Annotated in this window: 16 protein-coding genes and 1 other RNA gene; 8 read left to right on the top strand and 9 right to left on the bottom strand. The window is 64.7% G+C overall.

The features are described from left to right. Positions 1 to 27 precede the first annotated feature (27 nt). A complete protein-coding gene (locus PAA8504_RS15030) occupies positions 28 to 477 on the bottom strand; it encodes an SRPBCC family protein (RefSeq protein WP_181375813.1) in 450 nt (149 codons plus the stop codon). Positions 478 to 509: 32 nt separating this feature from the next. Next, complete coding sequence (nudC, locus tag PAA8504_RS15025; RefSeq protein ID WP_108895004.1) at positions 510 to 1,472, bottom strand: NAD(+) diphosphatase; 963 nt, start codon at positions 1,470 to 1,472, stop codon at positions 510 to 512. Positions 1,473 to 1,589: 117 nt separating this feature from the next. Between nudC and PAA8504_RS15020 the strand changes: the two genes are divergently transcribed. Further along, the gene (locus PAA8504_RS15020) at positions 1,590 to 3,434 is read left to right on the top strand and encodes a 5'-nucleotidase C-terminal domain-containing protein (protein ID WP_181375812.1); all 1,845 of its coding nucleotides are present in this window, start codon (positions 1,590 to 1,592) and stop codon (positions 3,432 to 3,434) included. Positions 3,435 to 3,465: 31 nt separating this feature from the next. After that, positions 3,466 to 3,563, top strand: an RNA gene (gene ffs / locus PAA8504_RS15015) — signal recognition particle sRNA small type. Positions 3,564 to 3,577: 14 nt separating this feature from the next. Here ffs and rnhA read toward each other — a convergent pair. From rnhA to PAA8504_RS15000, 3 genes are read right to left on the bottom strand one after another with little or no spacing between them, the layout of a single operon-like run. Beyond that, positions 3,578 to 4,030, bottom strand: a complete 453-nt coding sequence (rnhA, locus tag PAA8504_RS15010) for a ribonuclease HI (protein ID WP_108895002.1) — start codon at positions 4,028 to 4,030, stop codon at positions 3,578 to 3,580. Beyond that, positions 4,030 to 4,482 carry a DUF3429 domain-containing protein gene (locus tag PAA8504_RS15005; protein WP_108895001.1) on the bottom strand — a complete coding sequence of 151 codons (453 nt, stop codon included), beginning with the start codon at positions 4,480 to 4,482 and terminating at the stop codon, positions 4,030 to 4,032. Before PAA8504_RS15005 ends, rnhA begins: the two co-directional genes overlap by 1 nt. Beyond that, positions 4,479 to 5,093 carry a LysE family translocator gene (locus PAA8504_RS15000; protein WP_108895000.1) on the bottom strand — a complete coding sequence of 205 codons (615 nt, stop codon included), beginning with the start codon at positions 5,091 to 5,093 and terminating at the stop codon, positions 4,479 to 4,481. The genes PAA8504_RS15005 and PAA8504_RS15000 overlap by 4 nt, the downstream gene beginning before the upstream one ends. A gap of 164 nt (positions 5,094 to 5,257) precedes the next feature. Between PAA8504_RS15000 and PAA8504_RS14995 the strand changes: the two genes are divergently transcribed. After that, positions 5,258 to 5,650, top strand: a complete 393-nt coding sequence (locus PAA8504_RS14995; RefSeq protein ID WP_245897652.1) for a cupin domain-containing protein — start codon at positions 5,258 to 5,260, stop codon at positions 5,648 to 5,650. 14 nt (positions 5,651 to 5,664) lie between these two features. Here the strand turns inward: PAA8504_RS14995 and ispH are convergent, their stop codons facing one another. From ispH to PAA8504_RS14980, 3 genes are all read right to left on the bottom strand, one after another. Next, positions 5,665 to 6,615 (bottom strand): 4-hydroxy-3-methylbut-2-enyl diphosphate reductase, encoded by a 951-nt coding sequence (gene ispH, locus PAA8504_RS14990; protein WP_108894999.1) that lies wholly within the window; start codon positions 6,613 to 6,615, stop codon positions 5,665 to 5,667. A 196-nt stretch (positions 6,616 to 6,811) separates the two neighbouring features. Then, complete coding sequence (locus PAA8504_RS14985) at positions 6,812 to 7,246, bottom strand: YqaA family protein (RefSeq protein ID WP_108894998.1); 435 nt, start codon at positions 7,244 to 7,246, stop codon at positions 6,812 to 6,814. 37 nt (positions 7,247 to 7,283) lie between these two features. Further along, positions 7,284 to 7,844, bottom strand: a complete 561-nt coding sequence (locus PAA8504_RS14980) for a LabA-like NYN domain-containing protein (protein ID WP_108894997.1) — start codon at positions 7,842 to 7,844, stop codon at positions 7,284 to 7,286. 74 nt (positions 7,845 to 7,918) lie between these two features. Between PAA8504_RS14980 and folK the strand changes: the two genes are divergently transcribed. The 5 genes from folK (at position 7,919) to PAA8504_RS14955 (ending at position 12,541) form a co-directional block, all read left to right on the top strand. Then, a complete protein-coding gene (gene folK, locus PAA8504_RS14975) occupies positions 7,919 to 8,518 on the top strand; it encodes a 2-amino-4-hydroxy-6-hydroxymethyldihydropteridine diphosphokinase (protein WP_181375811.1) in 600 nt (199 codons plus the stop codon). A gap of 110 nt (positions 8,519 to 8,628) precedes the next feature. Continuing rightward, on the top strand, positions 8,629 to 8,982 hold the full coding sequence (rpoZ, locus tag PAA8504_RS14970) for a DNA-directed RNA polymerase subunit omega (RefSeq protein WP_108894995.1): 354 nt from the start codon (positions 8,629 to 8,631) through the stop codon (positions 8,980 to 8,982). Between the two features lie 3 nt (positions 8,983 to 8,985). Beyond that, entirely contained in the window at positions 8,986 to 11,127 is a 2,142-nt protein-coding gene (locus PAA8504_RS14965; RefSeq protein WP_370739695.1) for a RelA/SpoT family protein, read from the top strand. Next, positions 11,127 to 11,780 (top strand): DUF2062 domain-containing protein, encoded by a 654-nt coding sequence (locus PAA8504_RS14960; protein WP_108894994.1) that lies wholly within the window; start codon positions 11,127 to 11,129, stop codon positions 11,778 to 11,780. The genes PAA8504_RS14965 and PAA8504_RS14960 overlap by 1 nt, the downstream gene beginning before the upstream one ends. Then, positions 11,777 to 12,541, top strand: a complete 765-nt coding sequence (locus PAA8504_RS14955; RefSeq protein WP_108894993.1) for a pyridoxine 5'-phosphate synthase — start codon at positions 11,777 to 11,779, stop codon at positions 12,539 to 12,541. Before PAA8504_RS14960 ends, PAA8504_RS14955 begins: the two co-directional genes overlap by 4 nt. On the opposite strand, the gene PAA8504_RS14950 is transcribed toward PAA8504_RS14955, so the two are convergent. After that, positions 12,525 to 15,041 (bottom strand): ABC transporter permease, encoded by a 2,517-nt coding sequence (locus PAA8504_RS14950; protein WP_108894992.1) that lies wholly within the window; start codon positions 15,039 to 15,041, stop codon positions 12,525 to 12,527. The genes PAA8504_RS14955 and PAA8504_RS14950 overlap by 17 nt on opposite strands. Positions 15,042 to 15,064: the final 23 nt, after the last annotated feature.

Genomic DNA, 15,064 nt, shown 5'->3' with positions numbered 1-15,064 from the left:
AGCGCACGCCCAGAGGTGCAATGCAGGTCAGCCCGCCTCGACGCGACGGGCAAACTTCCCAAGGCGCTTGCCGAGGCGTTGTTCGATGCGGGTCTTGGCCAGTTTCAGCGATTGGACCAGAAGCCGCGCTTTGATCGTCTCTGGCGTAAGGTCGATGGAGACGTGCATCCGGGTCCGGCCGGGGTCCGGTTCAACCAGTTCGACCCGCACGACCCCGACCACGCCGTCGCTGTTACCTTTCATGGCGATCTGCTGGTCTTGCTCGAACCCGATTACCTTTACCTCGGAGGATCGGCCGCGCCCGCGAAAGGTGAAGGCGACGCGCCACCGGGCCTGCGCCGGATCCGTGCCCGCATCCAGCCGCGCGATGTCGATATCGCGGTCGCGGGCCGCGGTTTCCCATCGGTCAAAATCGGCAAGCCGGGCAAAGACCGTATGCGGCGGGGAATCGATGTCGGTTCGGTTCGAGAATTTCACTGCTATGCCCCGTCTTTTGCCTGAAAGTCGCGTCAATCCAGCCGATCCGCAAGCCAGTTCGACAAGAGGAAATGCGCAATCGCGCCGGGGCGTGCCGGTTTGACATCATGTTCCCCGGCCTGCGCCTGCATGAGATCCTCGCGGGTCATCCAACGGGCGTCCTCGATCTCGGTCGGGTCGATGCGAATGTCGTGCGAGGTCGCGATCCCGTGGCACCCTATCATCAGCGAGGCCGGGAACGGCCACGGTTGGCTTGCGAGGTACGATACCTCGCCCACATGAATGCCGGCCTCTTCGTAGACTTCGCGGCGGACGGCGGCTTCGATCGTCTCACCGGGTTCGACGAAACCTGCCAGCAGCGAATACATCCCGTCGGGCCATCCCGGGGAACGCCCCAGAAGGACCGAATTGCCGCGGGTGATCAACATGATCGCGACCGGATCGGTGCGGGGGAAATGATGACGCCCGCAGGCGGGACACAGGCGTTGCCACCCTGCAAGGGTCACCTGCGATGACTCACCGCAGTTGGCACAGAAGCTGTGGGTCCTGTGCCATTCCATCAAGCCACGGGCCGTCGCCGCGAGTTCCGCGTCACGGGCCGACAGGGACGTCATGATGCCTCTCAGTTCCACGAAAGCGGCGTCCGGAAGGGCCGGATGGCGCTGTTCGGACGGGTCTGAGAAAGCATCGAGCGTCCCTGGCAGTTCGGCCGGTGTCCAGGACGATAGGTCCGCCGCATAGATCGGCCTACCGCCGTCTCGGCCCAGAAATAACGTAAATCCAGAATCCTGAAGGGCAGGGTGGTTGAGAGGGATGCGAAGAAGCGCTTGGCCGCCGGCTTCCGTGTCACCGATTACAGCCGGCTTGCCCCGCCACATGACAATGCTGCGTGCAACCGGAAGCTGCTTGAGCTGAGTTTGCGCCGCCTTGTCCCGCAACTGGGCCGCGCGGTCCAGTCCCGAGCCGCCAAACGTCACTATTTCCGCGTTTTTCACTTGGTTATTCCACACTGAGACAAAAAAGCATCGCGTTGTTCGAAGGTTCTTGATTTCGGAGCGGCAGTTTTATTCAACCAATACGTGTCCAATAGAAGCATCAACAGCACATCCGACTTGCCAGACCTCGGTTTTGACCCGGTGGACCAGGATCAGCTGATCTGGATACGGGTGCTGGCCACGACCGACATTCATGCCGAATTGCGCGATTTCGACTATGCGCGCAACCGCGCCGATCCGAACAAGGGGCTCAGCCGCGCAGGTGGTCTGATTGCCGGTCTCAGAAGAAGCGCGCCCGCAAGCCTGCTCCTGGACAACGGCGATTTCCTTTTCGGGCGGCCGTTTTCCGAACTGCCCGACCGCGGTGCGGCGGCTGTGATCGAATCGATGATCCGGCTTGGCTACGATGCGGTCAATCTGGGCAACCACGAACTGGACCTCGGATTTGACACGCTGGTCGGCGCGGTCAACGGAACCGAATTGTCCGTTGTCTCGGCCTCGTTCCTTGGGCCGGACGGGGCGCCCGTCTTTCCCGTTGGGCGGATTGTCGAACGGGCGATCCCCGTGGCGTCGGACCGGCGCGCCGTCGTTCGTATCGGTATCACGGGCGTGTTGCCGCCACGGTGTTTGGGCCCCTCGACGGCGCTCGGGGCCGCGAATATCCGATTGGCCGACCCGGAAGAGGCCCTTTTGGCGGCGGCCGCCCATCTGCGCGAACAGGGGGCCCAAATCGTGGTTTTGCTGTGTCATGAAGGGCTGTCAACCGAAGATGGGGAGGACCTGCCGCAGCGCCTTGCCAAGTCGGGTGAGATCGACGCCCTGGTCCTGGGGCATACGCATGAAACCTTTCCCGGACCCGCCTGGACCGGTCTGCCCGGCGTCGATCCCGAGGCTGGCACGGTCCACGGGATCCCGGCCGTCATGCCGGGCAGTTGGGCCAATCAGGTGGGGCGGATCGACCTGGGCCTTGCGTCGGACCCGGTGCTGGGCTTTCGGGTGGTCGCGCACGATGTAGGTTTGCATGCCGTCAATCCGCCGAATGCGGATCGCCCGCCCAACGCCCCGGCGGTGCTAACCGCTAGCCAGGGGGCGCATGCCGCGATGCTGCGGACCTATCAGGAACCTGTCGTCAATACGGACCGGTCGCTTTTCACCTTTTTCGCTCAGCTGGGCTATTGCCCGTCCACGCGGATGTGCGCCGCGGCCATCGCTCGGGCGGTTGCGCAAGCGGTGCCCGACAAAACCCGAGGGTCGCTTCCGATCGTCGGGCTCGCCGCGCCTTTCATGTGCGGCGGCTACCGGGGGCCGGGTGACTATGTCGAGATCCGCCCAGGGCCCATCTCGCGTGGGGAGCTCAGGCGAATGTCGCCCCACAGCGATCTGGTCATCGGGATCCCCGGCACCGGCCGCGACCTTCGATTCTGGCTGGAACGATCGATGAGCGCGTTCCACCAGATCTTGCCCGGCGAACATGCCGTGGAGCTGATCGACGCGGGCTTTCCACCTTCGGATTTCGATGTGCCTTTCGGGGTGCAGTTCACCCTCGACATCAGCAGCCCTGCGATGTGCACCTCACGCGGGATGGCCACCGGCGAAGCGCCGGGGCGCGTCCAGGACCTTCATATCGACGGACAGCCGGTCACGGACGACATGCCCCTGATCATCGCGACGACGACCCATCGCAGCGGTGGGGGCGGACGGTTTCCGATACCGCAGACCGATGCCGCGGTCGTCACGGATGTGTCCATTGCCGATGCCCTGGTCGACGCGCTGGCGGCCGGCGTATATCCGGCCACGGGTCGAATGTTCAATTTCGCCCCGCTTCCCCATACCCGGGCCGTCTTTTCGACCGGACCGCGCGCGATGGCCTATATCCCGGACGACGCCCGGACACGCCTGAAACCACTTGGTGTGGGGCGTGACGGGTTCCTCAAGATGCTTTTGAACCTCAGCGCGGGTTGAAACCCACGATCGTCGCGCGTATCTGCGGGATCGAGAGGCTGGCGCGGGCAGGCGCCTCGCCAACCCGGTCAGGTCCGGAAGGAAGCAGCCGCAACGAGCCCCGCCTGGGTCGCGTTCAGTCTCTCACCCAGCTTTTACCCGGATCACTTCTTGTAAGGCTTCATGCCTTCGCGGGCCAGCTCGTCCGCGCGCTCGTTCTCGGGGTGGCCGGCATGTCCCTTGACCCATTCCCAACGGACCTCGTGACGCTTCTGCGCCTCGTCCAGCCGCTTCCACAGGTCGTCGTTCTTCACCGGCTTCTTGGCCGCGGTCTTCCAACCGTTCTTCTTCCAGCCGTGGATCCAGGACGTAACCCCGTTCTTCACATACTGGCTGTCGGTCACCATCGTGATAACCGACGGGCGCTTCAGGGATTCGAGAGCCGAGATCGCGGCCAGAAGCTCCATCCGGTTGTTCGTCGTCACGGCCTCGCCGCCGTTCAGCTCGCGCCGTTTCACCTCGGCCTCACCATCACGCGCGATCAGAAGCGTGCCCCAGCCCCCGGGGCCGGGATTGCCGGAACAAGCTCCGTCCGTATAAGCGAACAATCTGGCCATCAGCCGAAGATCACCGGCAGAAGGCACAGGACGACGACCGTCGTCAGGATCACCCGCAGCGACACCCACCAGCGCGGCGCAAGGTTTTGCGCCTGGAACATCGCGTCGAGGCCCAGGATCCCGACGAACCCGAGGGCGAGGTACATCGCCGCCGAAACCGGCCCCCCGCCCACAAGGAAGAACGCCCACAGCGCGGGCACGGTCGACAAGGCATAGCCCGAGGCCGCCACAGCCCCTGTCGCTCGCGTCGCGAAGCCCCACAGGACGCCGGACATGAAACTGAGGATCACGGTCCCATAGGCCAGTTGCACGTAGGGCCCGACAAAGCGCGGCCCGATGGTCTGCGCGGTCCATTGGCCCAGTGGGGGGACGAACATCGTCACCACGCCCCACAGGAACGGCAAAAGCCCGGCAAGACCCAGAAGAAGGGGTGCGGCGGGGATACGGGTCATGCGCGCTCCATCGCCAGGCGGGCCGCCAATGCGGCGAAGAGGGCAGCGATCCCCCGGCCAAGCCAAGTCAGAAGCCGCGGGCTTTGCAGAACCCGCTCACGCGCGGAGGCCGCCAGAGACCCGTAGAGGCAAAAGACGGCGAAGGTCATGGCCATGAACATTGCGCCCAGCGACAGCATCTCGGCCGTCGCGGTTCCGGGGGTTCCCGACAGGAACGGCGGTAGCAGCGCCAGGAAGAATAGCGACAGCTTCGGATTCAGCGCGTTCAGAAGCATGCCGCGCAGTGCCGTGCGGGGGCCGGGCTCGGTCGCGCGGTCGGGTGCCACGTCAAGCGCACCCCCTGCCTGCAGCGCGCCCCAGGCCAGATAAAGAAGGTACAGAACGCCCACAAGCTTCATCGCGTGGAATGCCAGCGCGCTGGTATGCAAAATCGCGGCAAGTCCCAAAGTCGCAGCCAGAAGATGGGGCAGGATGCCGAGAGTGCAGCCCGCCGCGGCCCAGATCGATGCGACACGGCCCCGTCCCAGACCGATCGCGACGGTATAGAGGACGCCGGCCCCGGGCGCGATCACCACGACAAAGGCGGTCAACAGAAAGGCGGGGTCGAACATACGCGGTGTCCTCTGGCTCGGCCCCGGTCTTTTGGCATCATCGGCGGCCGAGTGAAAGGCGCACCGGCGTCGCGATCCGCAAAAGCGATGTCGCGATCTTCGCAGACTTGACCTAGGGTCATCTGGCAGGAAAGGCCATCGGAGTGCGGAGGAGGAAAGGGGCCGTGGATATCGCAAGGATGGTGACAACAGTCGCGAATGCCGACCATGCACCGCTGGAAGGGGGCACGGACCCGGCATTCGGGACAGTGTGCTGGCGCACCCTGTTCTCGGCCGACCGCACCGCGACGGCCGGCATGGTGCTGGGCGTGGCGGAATTCGGACCGAACGGCACGCTTCTTCCCCACACGCATACACCGGCCGAGTTCTATTTCGGACTGTCCGGAGACGGGATCGTCACCATTGACGGGATCGCCCACGATCTGCGGTCCGGCGTGGCCCTTTTCATTCCGGGCGACACCGAGCATGGAACAACCGCCGGGCCCGATGGGCTGCGTTTCCTCTATGGGTTCCCGACGGATCGGTTCTCGGATGTGGAGTACCTATTCACGGCATAACGTCTGACGCCCGATCAGGCCGGTTCGCGCAACGCGCGGGGGATCTTGAATTCGACACGCTCCTTGGCTGTCTCGACGACCTCGGTCGAGATCTCGTAGCGGTCGGCGATTGCGGCGACGACCTCGTCGATCAATACCTCCGGGGCCGACGCGCCCGCCGTGATGCCGATCGCCGAGATACCGTCGAGTGCGCGCCAATCGATATCCTCGGCCCTTTGAACAAGCTGGGCATAGGCGCATCCGGCGCGGCGGCCAACCTCGACCAGGCGGCGCGAGTTGGAGGAATTCGGCGCCCCGACGACCAGCATCGCGTCGATGAACGGGGCCATGGCCTTCACCGCCTCTTGCCGGTTGGTGGTAGCATAGCAGATGTCTTCCTTGTGCGGCCCGACAATGGCGGGGAACCGGTCCTTCAGCGCCGCGACAATCTCGGCCGTATCGTCGACCGACAGGGTTGTCTGCGTGATGAAAGCCAGGCGTGCGGGATCGCGGACCTCGATCCGGGCGACGTCTTCGGGGGTCTCGACCAAGATGACCTCACCCTCAGGCAATTGTCCCATGGTGCCCAGCGTCTCGGGGTGGCCGGCATGGCCAATCATGACCATCTGGAGGCCGTTGTCGTGATGGCGCTCGGCCTCGATATGCACCTTCGACACAAGGGGGCAGGTCGCATCGACGTAAACCATGTCACGTCGGGCCGCCTCGGCCGGGACCGCCTTCGGGACGCCATGGGCCGAGAAGATCACGGGCCGGTCGTCGGGCATCTCTTCCAGCTCTTCGACGAAGATCGCGCCCTTGGCACGCAGTTCGTCGACCACGTACTTGTTGTGCACGATTTCGTGGCGGACATAGACCGGCGCGCCCCATTTCTCGAGCGCCATCTCGACGATCTTGATGGCGCGATCGACGCCGGCGCAGAATCCGCGCGGCGCGGCAAGATAGAGCTTCAGGGGTGGTTTCTGCATGGGCCGGGCCTCCTTGATGCCACACCTAGGGATGCAGGCGCGAAGCGTCCAGTGGGTGGTTTGGTAACCAACGCCATCGAAAGTTTTTGCGGGAAAGTGATCAATCGCTTATGGTGCGGGTATTGATCGGTCCTTTTCAATCGACGTTTTCATCCGGGCTGCCGATGCGACTGTGCATCGGCAGCCCCTTTTTCGTTTAGGTGACGCCTGCCGTCGCGGCCGCAAGCACAGCGTAACGCCCTGTTTTCGCAAGTGTGACGAGGCCGACGAATATCCACCAAGGCGTTCGCAGGATGCCGGCCACGACGGTGATTCCATCCCCAAACGGGGCCCAGCTGAGCAGTAGCGTCCAGACGCCCCACCGCCGATACCAGTTCTGCGCGCGGTCGAGTTGTCTTTCGCCCACGGGAAACCAGCGGCTGCCGCGAAACCGTTCGACCCCCATGCCCATCAGGTAATTGACGACGGACCCCAGGATGTTACCGAGGCTTGCGACGACAATCAGCGTCGTGAGGGAAACGCTGCCCCGGATCTGAAGGGCGGCGAACAGGACCTCGGATTGTGCGGGCAAAAGCGTCGCTGCGCCGAATGCCACGGTGAACATGCCGACAAAGGACCATGCGTCTTCCATGATCCCACATCTAGGTCTGGGCAGGGCCGTGCGAAACTTAGCCGATTGCGGCGTCTTGCTGGGACTCGTGCCGAGCGGGGCGCCCGATCACGTCGCGCAGCTCTTCAAGCTCGATGAAGTTGTCGGCCTGACGGCGCAGTTCGTCGGCGATCATCGGAGGTTGCGACCGGATGGTCGACACGACCGACACCCGCACGCCAGCGCGCTGAAGCGCTTCGACCAAGGGCCGGAAATCCCCGTCACCGGAGAATATCACGGCGTGGTCCATCCGCGATGCAAGTTCCATTGCATCGACGGCCAGTTCCACGTCCATGTTGCCCTTGACCTTCCGGCGGCCATGGCTGTCAGTGAATTCCTTCGCGGGCTTCGTGACCATGGTGAAGCCATTGTAGTTCAGCCAGTCGACCAGAGGGCGAATGGGCGAATACTCTTCGGTATCCAGAAGCGCAGTGTAATAAAATGCCCGTAGAAGCTTGCCGCGACGCATGAATTCCTGACGCAGAAGCTTGTAGTCGATGTCGAAGCCCAGCGCTTTGGCGGCGGCATACAAATTAGAACCGTCGATAAATAGCGCGAGCCGCTCGTCGCGGTAGAACATAAAATTACCTTTCCAAAATTACCTGCCGGTAGGCACATCCGGTGGAGCAGATAGCGGATGGGGAGGGTGCCGGTTTGTTCGAACGCCAACAAGATATCCGAACGGATAGCTCGGACTTCAACGGGGTGGTCGCATTTGGTGCCAATCTACCGCGGAAAAGCGCCGAACCGCGACAGACGGTCGAAGAGGCGGTGCGGGCCCTGACGGATCGGGATGTGGCGGTCTTGGCCCGAAGCGCGATCTACAGCTCTCCGGCGGTCCCGCCGGGATCGGGTCCTGACTTCGTGAACGGCGTCATCGGCGTACAGTGGGCCGGCGACGCCAGCTCTTTACTTGATGTCCTGCACGATGTCGAAGCTGCGTTTGGTCGCACCCGGGATGCGCGTTGGGCGCCGCGTCCGCTGGACCTGGACCTGATCGCCTTTGGGCAGTCGGTCCTGCCGGACGCCGAAACGCAGGACCGTTGGCGCAACCTTGCGCCTGACCGGCAACGCATCGAAACGCCGGAGATGCTGATTCTGCCCCATCCCCGAATGCAGGATCGCGCCTTCGTCCTGAAGCCCATGGCGGACATCGCGTCGGGCTGGACACACCCGCGGACCGGCCTGACCGTCGTCCAGCATCTCGAAAACCTCGATTCTTCGGAAGTTGAGGCAGTCGAAGCGTTAGAATAACAGGGATTTGGGGCGGATCCGGGTTGTCAATACGTATTCATTGGCCTATCTCCTCACTCTCGTTCCGGGGCAGTTCTGTCCGCCGGACCCGAATTTGACTGGAGGCACCCATGGCCCGCGTGACCGTCGAAGACTGCGTAGACAAGGTTCCCAACCGTTTCGAACTGGTGATGCTTGCCGCGCACCGGGCACGCGAAATTACCGCCGGATCCACCCCCACGGTCGATCGTGACAACGACAAGAACCCCGTCGTGTCCCTGCGCGAGATCGCCGAAGAGACGCAACAGGCCGATGGCCTGCGCGAGCGGATGATCGAAAGCCACCAGACCCAGATCGAGGTGGACGAACCCGAAGAGGATGCGATGGCGCTTCTCATGGGGGCCGAACAGGACAAGCCCGCCGACGACGACATGTCCGAGGAAAAGCTTCTCCGCGCCCTGATGGAAGCCCAGAAGCAGCAGTAATGCATGGATGACGGCGCAATCTGGCTGGAGGACGCCGAGCGGCTGATCGCTCGGGTCCGAAGCTATAATCCCCGCGCCGACATCGACCGGATCCGCCGCGCCTATGCCTATGGGGCGGCGATGCACGAAGGGCAGTTCCGCCACTCGGGCGAGCCCTACATCACCCATCCCCTTGCCGTCGCGATGATCCTGGCCGAGCAGCAGCTCGACGATGCCACGCTCATCACGGCGCTTTTGCACGACACCATCGAGGACACGAAATCCACGTTCGGCGATGTCGCGGACCAGTTCGGATTCGAGATCGCCGAGCTGGTCGATGGCGTCACGAAGCTGACCAAGCTTCAGCTGACCTCGACCGAGACCAAGCAGGCCGAGAATTTTCGCAAGCTGTTCATGGCGATGAGCCGTGACATGCGGGTGATCCTGGTCAAGCTGGCCGACCGTCTGCACAACATGCGTACGATCAAGGCGATGAGGCCGGACAAGCAGGCGCAAAAAGCGCGTGAAACCATGGACATCTATGCCCCGCTTGCCGGACGTATGGGTATGCAATGGATGCGCGAAGAGCTTGAGGACCACGCCTTCAGCGTCCTGAACCCCGAAGGCCGTCGATCGATCATCCACCGCTTCGCAACCTTGCGGCGCGAGGCCGGGGATGTGGTCGACAAGATCACCCGCGATATTCGCATCGAACTCGACAAGGCCGGGATCAAGGGCGAGGTCTATGGCCGGGCCAAGCGTCCGTTCTCCATCTGGCGCAAGATGGAGGAAAAGAACGTCGGCTTCTCGCGCCTGTCGGATATCTACGGCTTCCGCGTAGTCGTCGCGTCCGAGGCCGAATGTTATTCCGTCATGGGGGCCATCCACCAGCGCTGGCGGGCCGTTCCCGGGCGGTTCAAGGACTATATCAGCCAGCCGAAATCCAATGGCTATCGCTCGATCCATACCACCGTGTCGGGCCGCGATGCCAAGCGGGTCGAGGTTCAGATCCGTACGCGCGCCATGCACGAGGTGGCCGAGACGGGCGTCGCGGCGCATTGGTCCTATCGTGACGGCGAACGGGTCGAGAACCCCTTCGCCGTGGACCCCGCCACCTGGGTCCGCGCGCTGACCGAACAGTTCGACGCCGCCGACGACCATGCCGAGTTCCTCGAGGCCGTGAAGCTCGAGATGTATTCGGACCAGGTCTTCTGTTTCACCCCCAAGGGCGAGGTCGTGAAACTGCCTAAAGGCGCGACGCCGCTGGACTTTGCCTATGCGATCCACACGCGTATCGGGGAACGGGCCGTCGGCGCCAAGGTCGACACGGTGCGCGTGCCCCTGTGGCAGAAGCTGCGCAACGGTCAGTCGGTCGAGATCCTGACGGCCGAGGGACAGACACCGCAGGCAAGCTGGCTGGATCTGGTGACCACCGGGCGGGCGAAATCCGCGATCCGCAAATCCCTGCGCGAGGCCGATCGCGACCGGTTCGTCCGGCTCGGGACCGAGCTGATGCGCGTGGCCTTCGATCACGTGGAAAAACGGATGACCGACAAGGCCATCGGTATCGCCGCCCGCGCGCTCGGGGTCCCCAGCGGCGAGGAGCTGTTGGCCCGTGTTGGCTCGGCAGAGCTTGAAACACGTCAGGTCATTGCCGCCCTGTTCCCCGGCGTCACCCCGCGCCCCGCCGACGAGATTGACGCGCGATCCGCCGTTGTCGGGCTCGAGCCGAACCAACCCTTCGGGCGCGCGCGCTGCTGCCAGCCCCTGCCGGGCGAACGGATCGTCGGCATATCGTACCGGGGTGAAGGCGTGCAGATCCACGCCATCGACTGCGAGGCGCTGGCCCAGGTGGAGGATCAGCCCGAACGCTGGATCGATCTGGCGTGGCAGTCGGGGAACCATCCGGCGGTCCATGCCGTCACCTTCGACATGACGATCTCGAACGATGCCGGGGTCCTTGGGCGGATCTGCACGTTGATCGGGTCGCAGAAGGCGAATATCTCGGACCTGAAATTCCTCGAACGACGGCAGGACTTCTACCAGGTGTTGATCGACGTCGACCTTCGCTCCATCGAGCATTTCCATGCCGTGCGCATGGCGCTGGAGGCCGAGGCCAACGTCGCCATGATCGAGAGGGTCCGGGACCCCGCCCTCAGCCCCTGATGTTCAAACGCCGGATCCCCCGTTCCACGCTTGCGCAGGTCGGTCGGTCGCTCTGGCCCAGGGGGGGGTGGCTGAGGGCGGTGCGCTATGTCGTCTACCGCATTCGCCGCCTGCCGGACCCAGCCTACAAGATTTCGCGCGGGATCGCGGCGGGGGTTTTCGTGTCCTTCACCCCGTTCTTCGGTCTGCATTTCCTGATCGCTGCCGCGCTGGCCTGGATCATGGGCGGCAATATGCTGGCCGCCCTTCTGGCGACATTCTCGGGCAACCCGATCACCTTCCCGATCATCGCCGGCATTTCGGTCGAGCTTGGCAACCGCCTGTTGGGCAATGCGAACTCGCTGCCGCTGCCCGAAGTGTTCAACGCCTTCTCGCGCGTGTCGATCGAGATCTGGTTCAACCTGCGCGCCGTTTTCACATCCGACCCGGTGCGCTGGTCGGACATGGGCCTGTTCTTCCGCGACGTCTTCCTGCCCTACCTAGTCGGGGGGATCATCCCCGGGGTGATTGCCGGGGTCGCCGCCTACATGGTGTCGCGCCCCATTATCGCGGCGTATCAGAAGGCGCGGATCAAGAAGATGAAAGAGCGGTTCGCGAAGCGCCGGCAGCTGGCCGAGCTTCGCAAACCGGTCGGAGAGGAAAGCAAGATATGACGAAGCTGCGGCTTGGTGTGAACATCGACCACGTGGCCACGGTTCGCAATGCGCGGGGTGGCACGCTGCCCGATCCGGTACGTGCGGCGAAACTGGCCCAAGAAGCCGGCGCCGACGGTATCACCGCGCACCTGCGCGAGGATCGCCGACATATCGGGGATGGCGATATCGAGGCGCTGATGTCCGAGCTGACGGTGCCGCTGAACTTCGAGATGGCGGCCACCGACGAAATGCAAAGGATTGCCCTGCGCCATTCTCCGCACGCCGTCTGTCTCGTGCCCGAGCGTCGGGAAGAACGCACGACCGAAGGGGGTCTTGAGGTCGCGCGGGACGAGAATCGGCTTGCCCATTTCATCGCGCCCCTGGCCGAGGCCGGATGCCGGGTGTCGATCTTCATCGCCGCCGACCGCCCCCAGATCGAGGCCGCGGCGCGGATCGGGGCCAGCGTGGTTGAGCTGCACACGGGCGCCTATTGCGACGCCCATGCCGAGGGCCGGTTCGACGAACGGGACGCCGAACTGGCGCGCATCGGCGACATGGCGGTCTATGCGCACGAGTTGGGCCTTGAGGTCCATGCCGGCCACGGTCTGACATACGAGACCGTGCCCGACATCGCCGCCATGCCCCAGATGCGCGAACTGAACATCGGGCATTTCCTGATCGGCGAGGCGATCTTCCGGGGCCTTCAGCCCGCCATCGCCGAAATGCGTCGCGTGATGGACGAGGCCCGCGGGCGGGACACGGTCAGTCCCGCGCCCTGAGGATCTGCGCAGGCCGTGCCGCCAGCGGCCCCCAGGCAAAGGCGATCCCGGCTACCAGCGTCAGTGCGACGCCGCCCACGATGATCGCCAAGGCGGATCCGGGGGCGAAGCGGAAACTCGTGTCCATGATGAAGACCGACACGCCCCACCCGGCAGCAGCCCCCGCGAAGACCGCGACCAGCCCGGAGGTCAGCCCCAGGATCGCCCAGCGCAGTGCGAAACTGCCCAGGATCGTGGCGCGGCTGGCCCCCACCGTCTTCAGGATCGACGCCTCGTAGGTGCGCGCCTTGGTGCCCGCCGCCGCCGCGCCGATCAGAACGACCGCCCCGGTGACCAAGGTCGCGGAAGCGCCGTAGGTAATGGCGGCCGCGACGCCGGCAAGAATCTCGGACACCTGATCGATGGCATCGCGCACGCGGATCGCGGTGATGTTGGGGAAATCGCCAGCAATGTCGCGCAGGATGCGGGCCTCGGCCTCGGGTTCGGCATAGATCGTGGCGATCCAGGTATGGGGCGCGCCTTCCAGCGCCGACGGGTTCATGGCCAGCACGAAGCCGATCCCGGCGGTCGAGAAGTCGACCTCCCGGAACGAGGTGACTTCGCCTTCGATATCACGGCCCAGGATATTGACCGTCAGCGTGTCGCCCAGCTTCAGGCCCAGTTCGGCCGCTTCCTCGGCCGCGAAACTGATCTGGTTCGGGCCATCGTAATCGGCAGCCCACCACTCACCCGCGGTGATCTTGGTATCCTCGTCCAGTTCCTCAGCATAAGTGACGCCCCGGTCGCCGCGCAGGGTCCAGTGGTCGCCCCCGACCTCGACTGCGTCCTGCCCGTTGATCCGGGTGATAATACCGCGCAGCATCGGCGCGGCTTCGACCGCCTCGACCTGCGGATCATTTTCCAGCGCGCGGATGGCGTCGATCTGGTCGGGCTGAATATCGACCATGAAATAGGCTGGGGCTACCTCGGGCAGGTCACGCTGGATCGCGGCGCGAAGGTTCGCGTCGATCTGGCCGACCGCCGCCAGCACCGTCAGCCCAAGCCCCAGCGACAAAACGACCGCCGCGGCCTCGCCCGAGGGGCCGCCGACCGACCCCAGCGCAGTGCGCAGCGCTGTGTGCCCCTTGAAGGCGTCCATCCGCGCGAGCCGCCGGGCGGCTTTCCGTGTGGCCCATGCGGTCGCCAAAAGGGCCAGGAACGCAGCTAGAAGCCCGCCGGCCGTATAGAGCGTGAGCGTGGGAATGCCCGACAGGACTGCCGCGGCGGCGACTAGCGTGACGAGGATCACGCCGGTGGCGATCAGGTAGCCCCGGCGGGGAAGTCCGGCGGGCATGCCGCCTGCCTCGCGGAACAGCGCCGCGGCGCGGATGTCCTGCGCCTTCGCCAACGGCCAGAGCGTGAAGAGCGCAGCCGCCAGAGTGCCGTAAAGTGCAGCCTCGACTAGGGCCAGCGGGTAGACCGAGATTGCGGCGGGGACGGGTAGCCGGTCCTCGATAATGGGCGAAAACGCCAGTGGCAGCACGGCCCCGAGGGCAACTCCCAGCACCACGGCCAGCGCGGTGATCGCCCCGATCTGGAGAGCGAAAGCGGTGAACAGGGTCCTTGCCTCGGCCCCCACGGTCTTGAGCGTGGCGATGGTCGCCGTCTTTTCGACCATATGCGCGCGCACGGCCGAGGCGACGCCGATCCCGCCGACGGCAAGCCCTGCAAGACCGACGAGAACGAGGAACGCCGACAGTCGTTCGACGAATTCAGCGATCCCCGGCGCGCCGTTCCGGCTGTCGCGCCAGCGATAGCCGCTATCGGGTAGCGCCTGATCCAACCGCGCCTCGGCAGCGTCCAGATCGGTGCCTTCGGGGAGGCGCAGGCGGTATTCGGTCTCGTACAGCGTACCGGGCTGGATCAGCCCGGTGCCGTCCAGATCATCCGTGAACAGCAGGGTCCGAGGGCCGAAATCGAAACCGCCGCCGGCATTGTCGGGCTCGGACTCGATTCGGGCGGCAAGGCGGAATGTCTTTTCGCCCAACGTGAACATGTCGCCCACCTGGAGGCCTAGCCGGTCGGCAAGAACGGGATCCATCGCGGCACCGGGGGGATCGCCCTGCAGGGTGGCGGCAAGCGGTCCAGGGGGATCGAGGATCAGGTCCCCATAGATCGGATAGACGTCGTCGACGGCCTTGATCTGCGTCAGTGCGCGGTCCTCGCCCACGGTGACCATCGAGCGGAACTCGACGATCTCGGACACGTCGCCGAGGGAGGCCAGGGCGGCGCGTTCGGCGTCATCGGCGAAACGGTAGGTAAACTCGACGCTCGCATCGCCGCCCAGAAGGGTGGCGCCCTCGCGGGCAAGGCCTTCGGTGATCGCCTCGCGCACCGAGCCGACGGCGGCGATGGCGGCGATGCCGAGCGTCAGGCAGGCGAGGAAGACGCGAAATCCGCGCAGGCCATCGCGGAAGCCATTGCGAAGCTCGCGCCGGGCGATGTTGCGGGCGGCGGTCATTGGGCGATGTCCGAGGGGGCGTT

Source organism: Palleronia abyssalis, from assembly GCF_900302445.1.
GTDB classification, from domain to species: Bacteria; Pseudomonadota; Alphaproteobacteria; order Rhodobacterales; family Rhodobacteraceae; genus Palleronia; species Palleronia abyssalis.
This window is presented reverse-complemented; position numbering and strand designations above follow the sequence as displayed.

Coding starts and splice junctions, on each gene's coding strand:
- rnhA (WP_108895002.1), bottom strand. CDS start 4,030: ATGGCCAGATTGTTCGCTTATACGGACGGAGCTTGTTCCGGCAATCCC.
- PAA8504_RS15005 (WP_108895001.1), bottom strand. CDS start 4,482: ATGACCCGTATCCCCGCCGCACCCCTTCTTCTGGGTCTTGCCGGGCTT.
- PAA8504_RS15000 (WP_108895000.1), bottom strand. CDS start 5,093: ATGTTCGACCCCGCCTTTCTGTTGACCGCCTTTGTCGTGGTGATCGCG.
- ispH (WP_108894999.1), bottom strand. CDS start 6,615: ATGCAGAAACCACCCCTGAAGCTCTATCTTGCCGCGCCGCGCGGATTC.
- PAA8504_RS14985 (WP_108894998.1), bottom strand. CDS start 7,246: ATGGAAGACGCATGGTCCTTTGTCGGCATGTTCACCGTGGCATTCGGC.
- PAA8504_RS14980 (WP_108894997.1), bottom strand. CDS start 7,844: ATGTTCTACCGCGACGAGCGGCTCGCGCTATTTATCGACGGTTCTAAT.
- rpoZ (WP_108894995.1), top strand. CDS start 8,629: ATGGCCCGCGTGACCGTCGAAGACTGCGTAGACAAGGTTCCCAACCGT.
- PAA8504_RS14965 (WP_370739695.1), top strand. CDS start 8,986: ATGGATGACGGCGCAATCTGGCTGGAGGACGCCGAGCGGCTGATCGCT.
- PAA8504_RS14960 (WP_108894994.1), top strand. CDS start 11,127: ATGTTCAAACGCCGGATCCCCCGTTCCACGCTTGCGCAGGTCGGTCGG.
- PAA8504_RS14955 (WP_108894993.1), top strand. CDS start 11,777: ATGACGAAGCTGCGGCTTGGTGTGAACATCGACCACGTGGCCACGGTT.
- PAA8504_RS14950 (WP_108894992.1), bottom strand. CDS start 15,041: ATGACCGCCGCCCGCAACATCGCCCGGCGCGAGCTTCGCAATGGCTTC.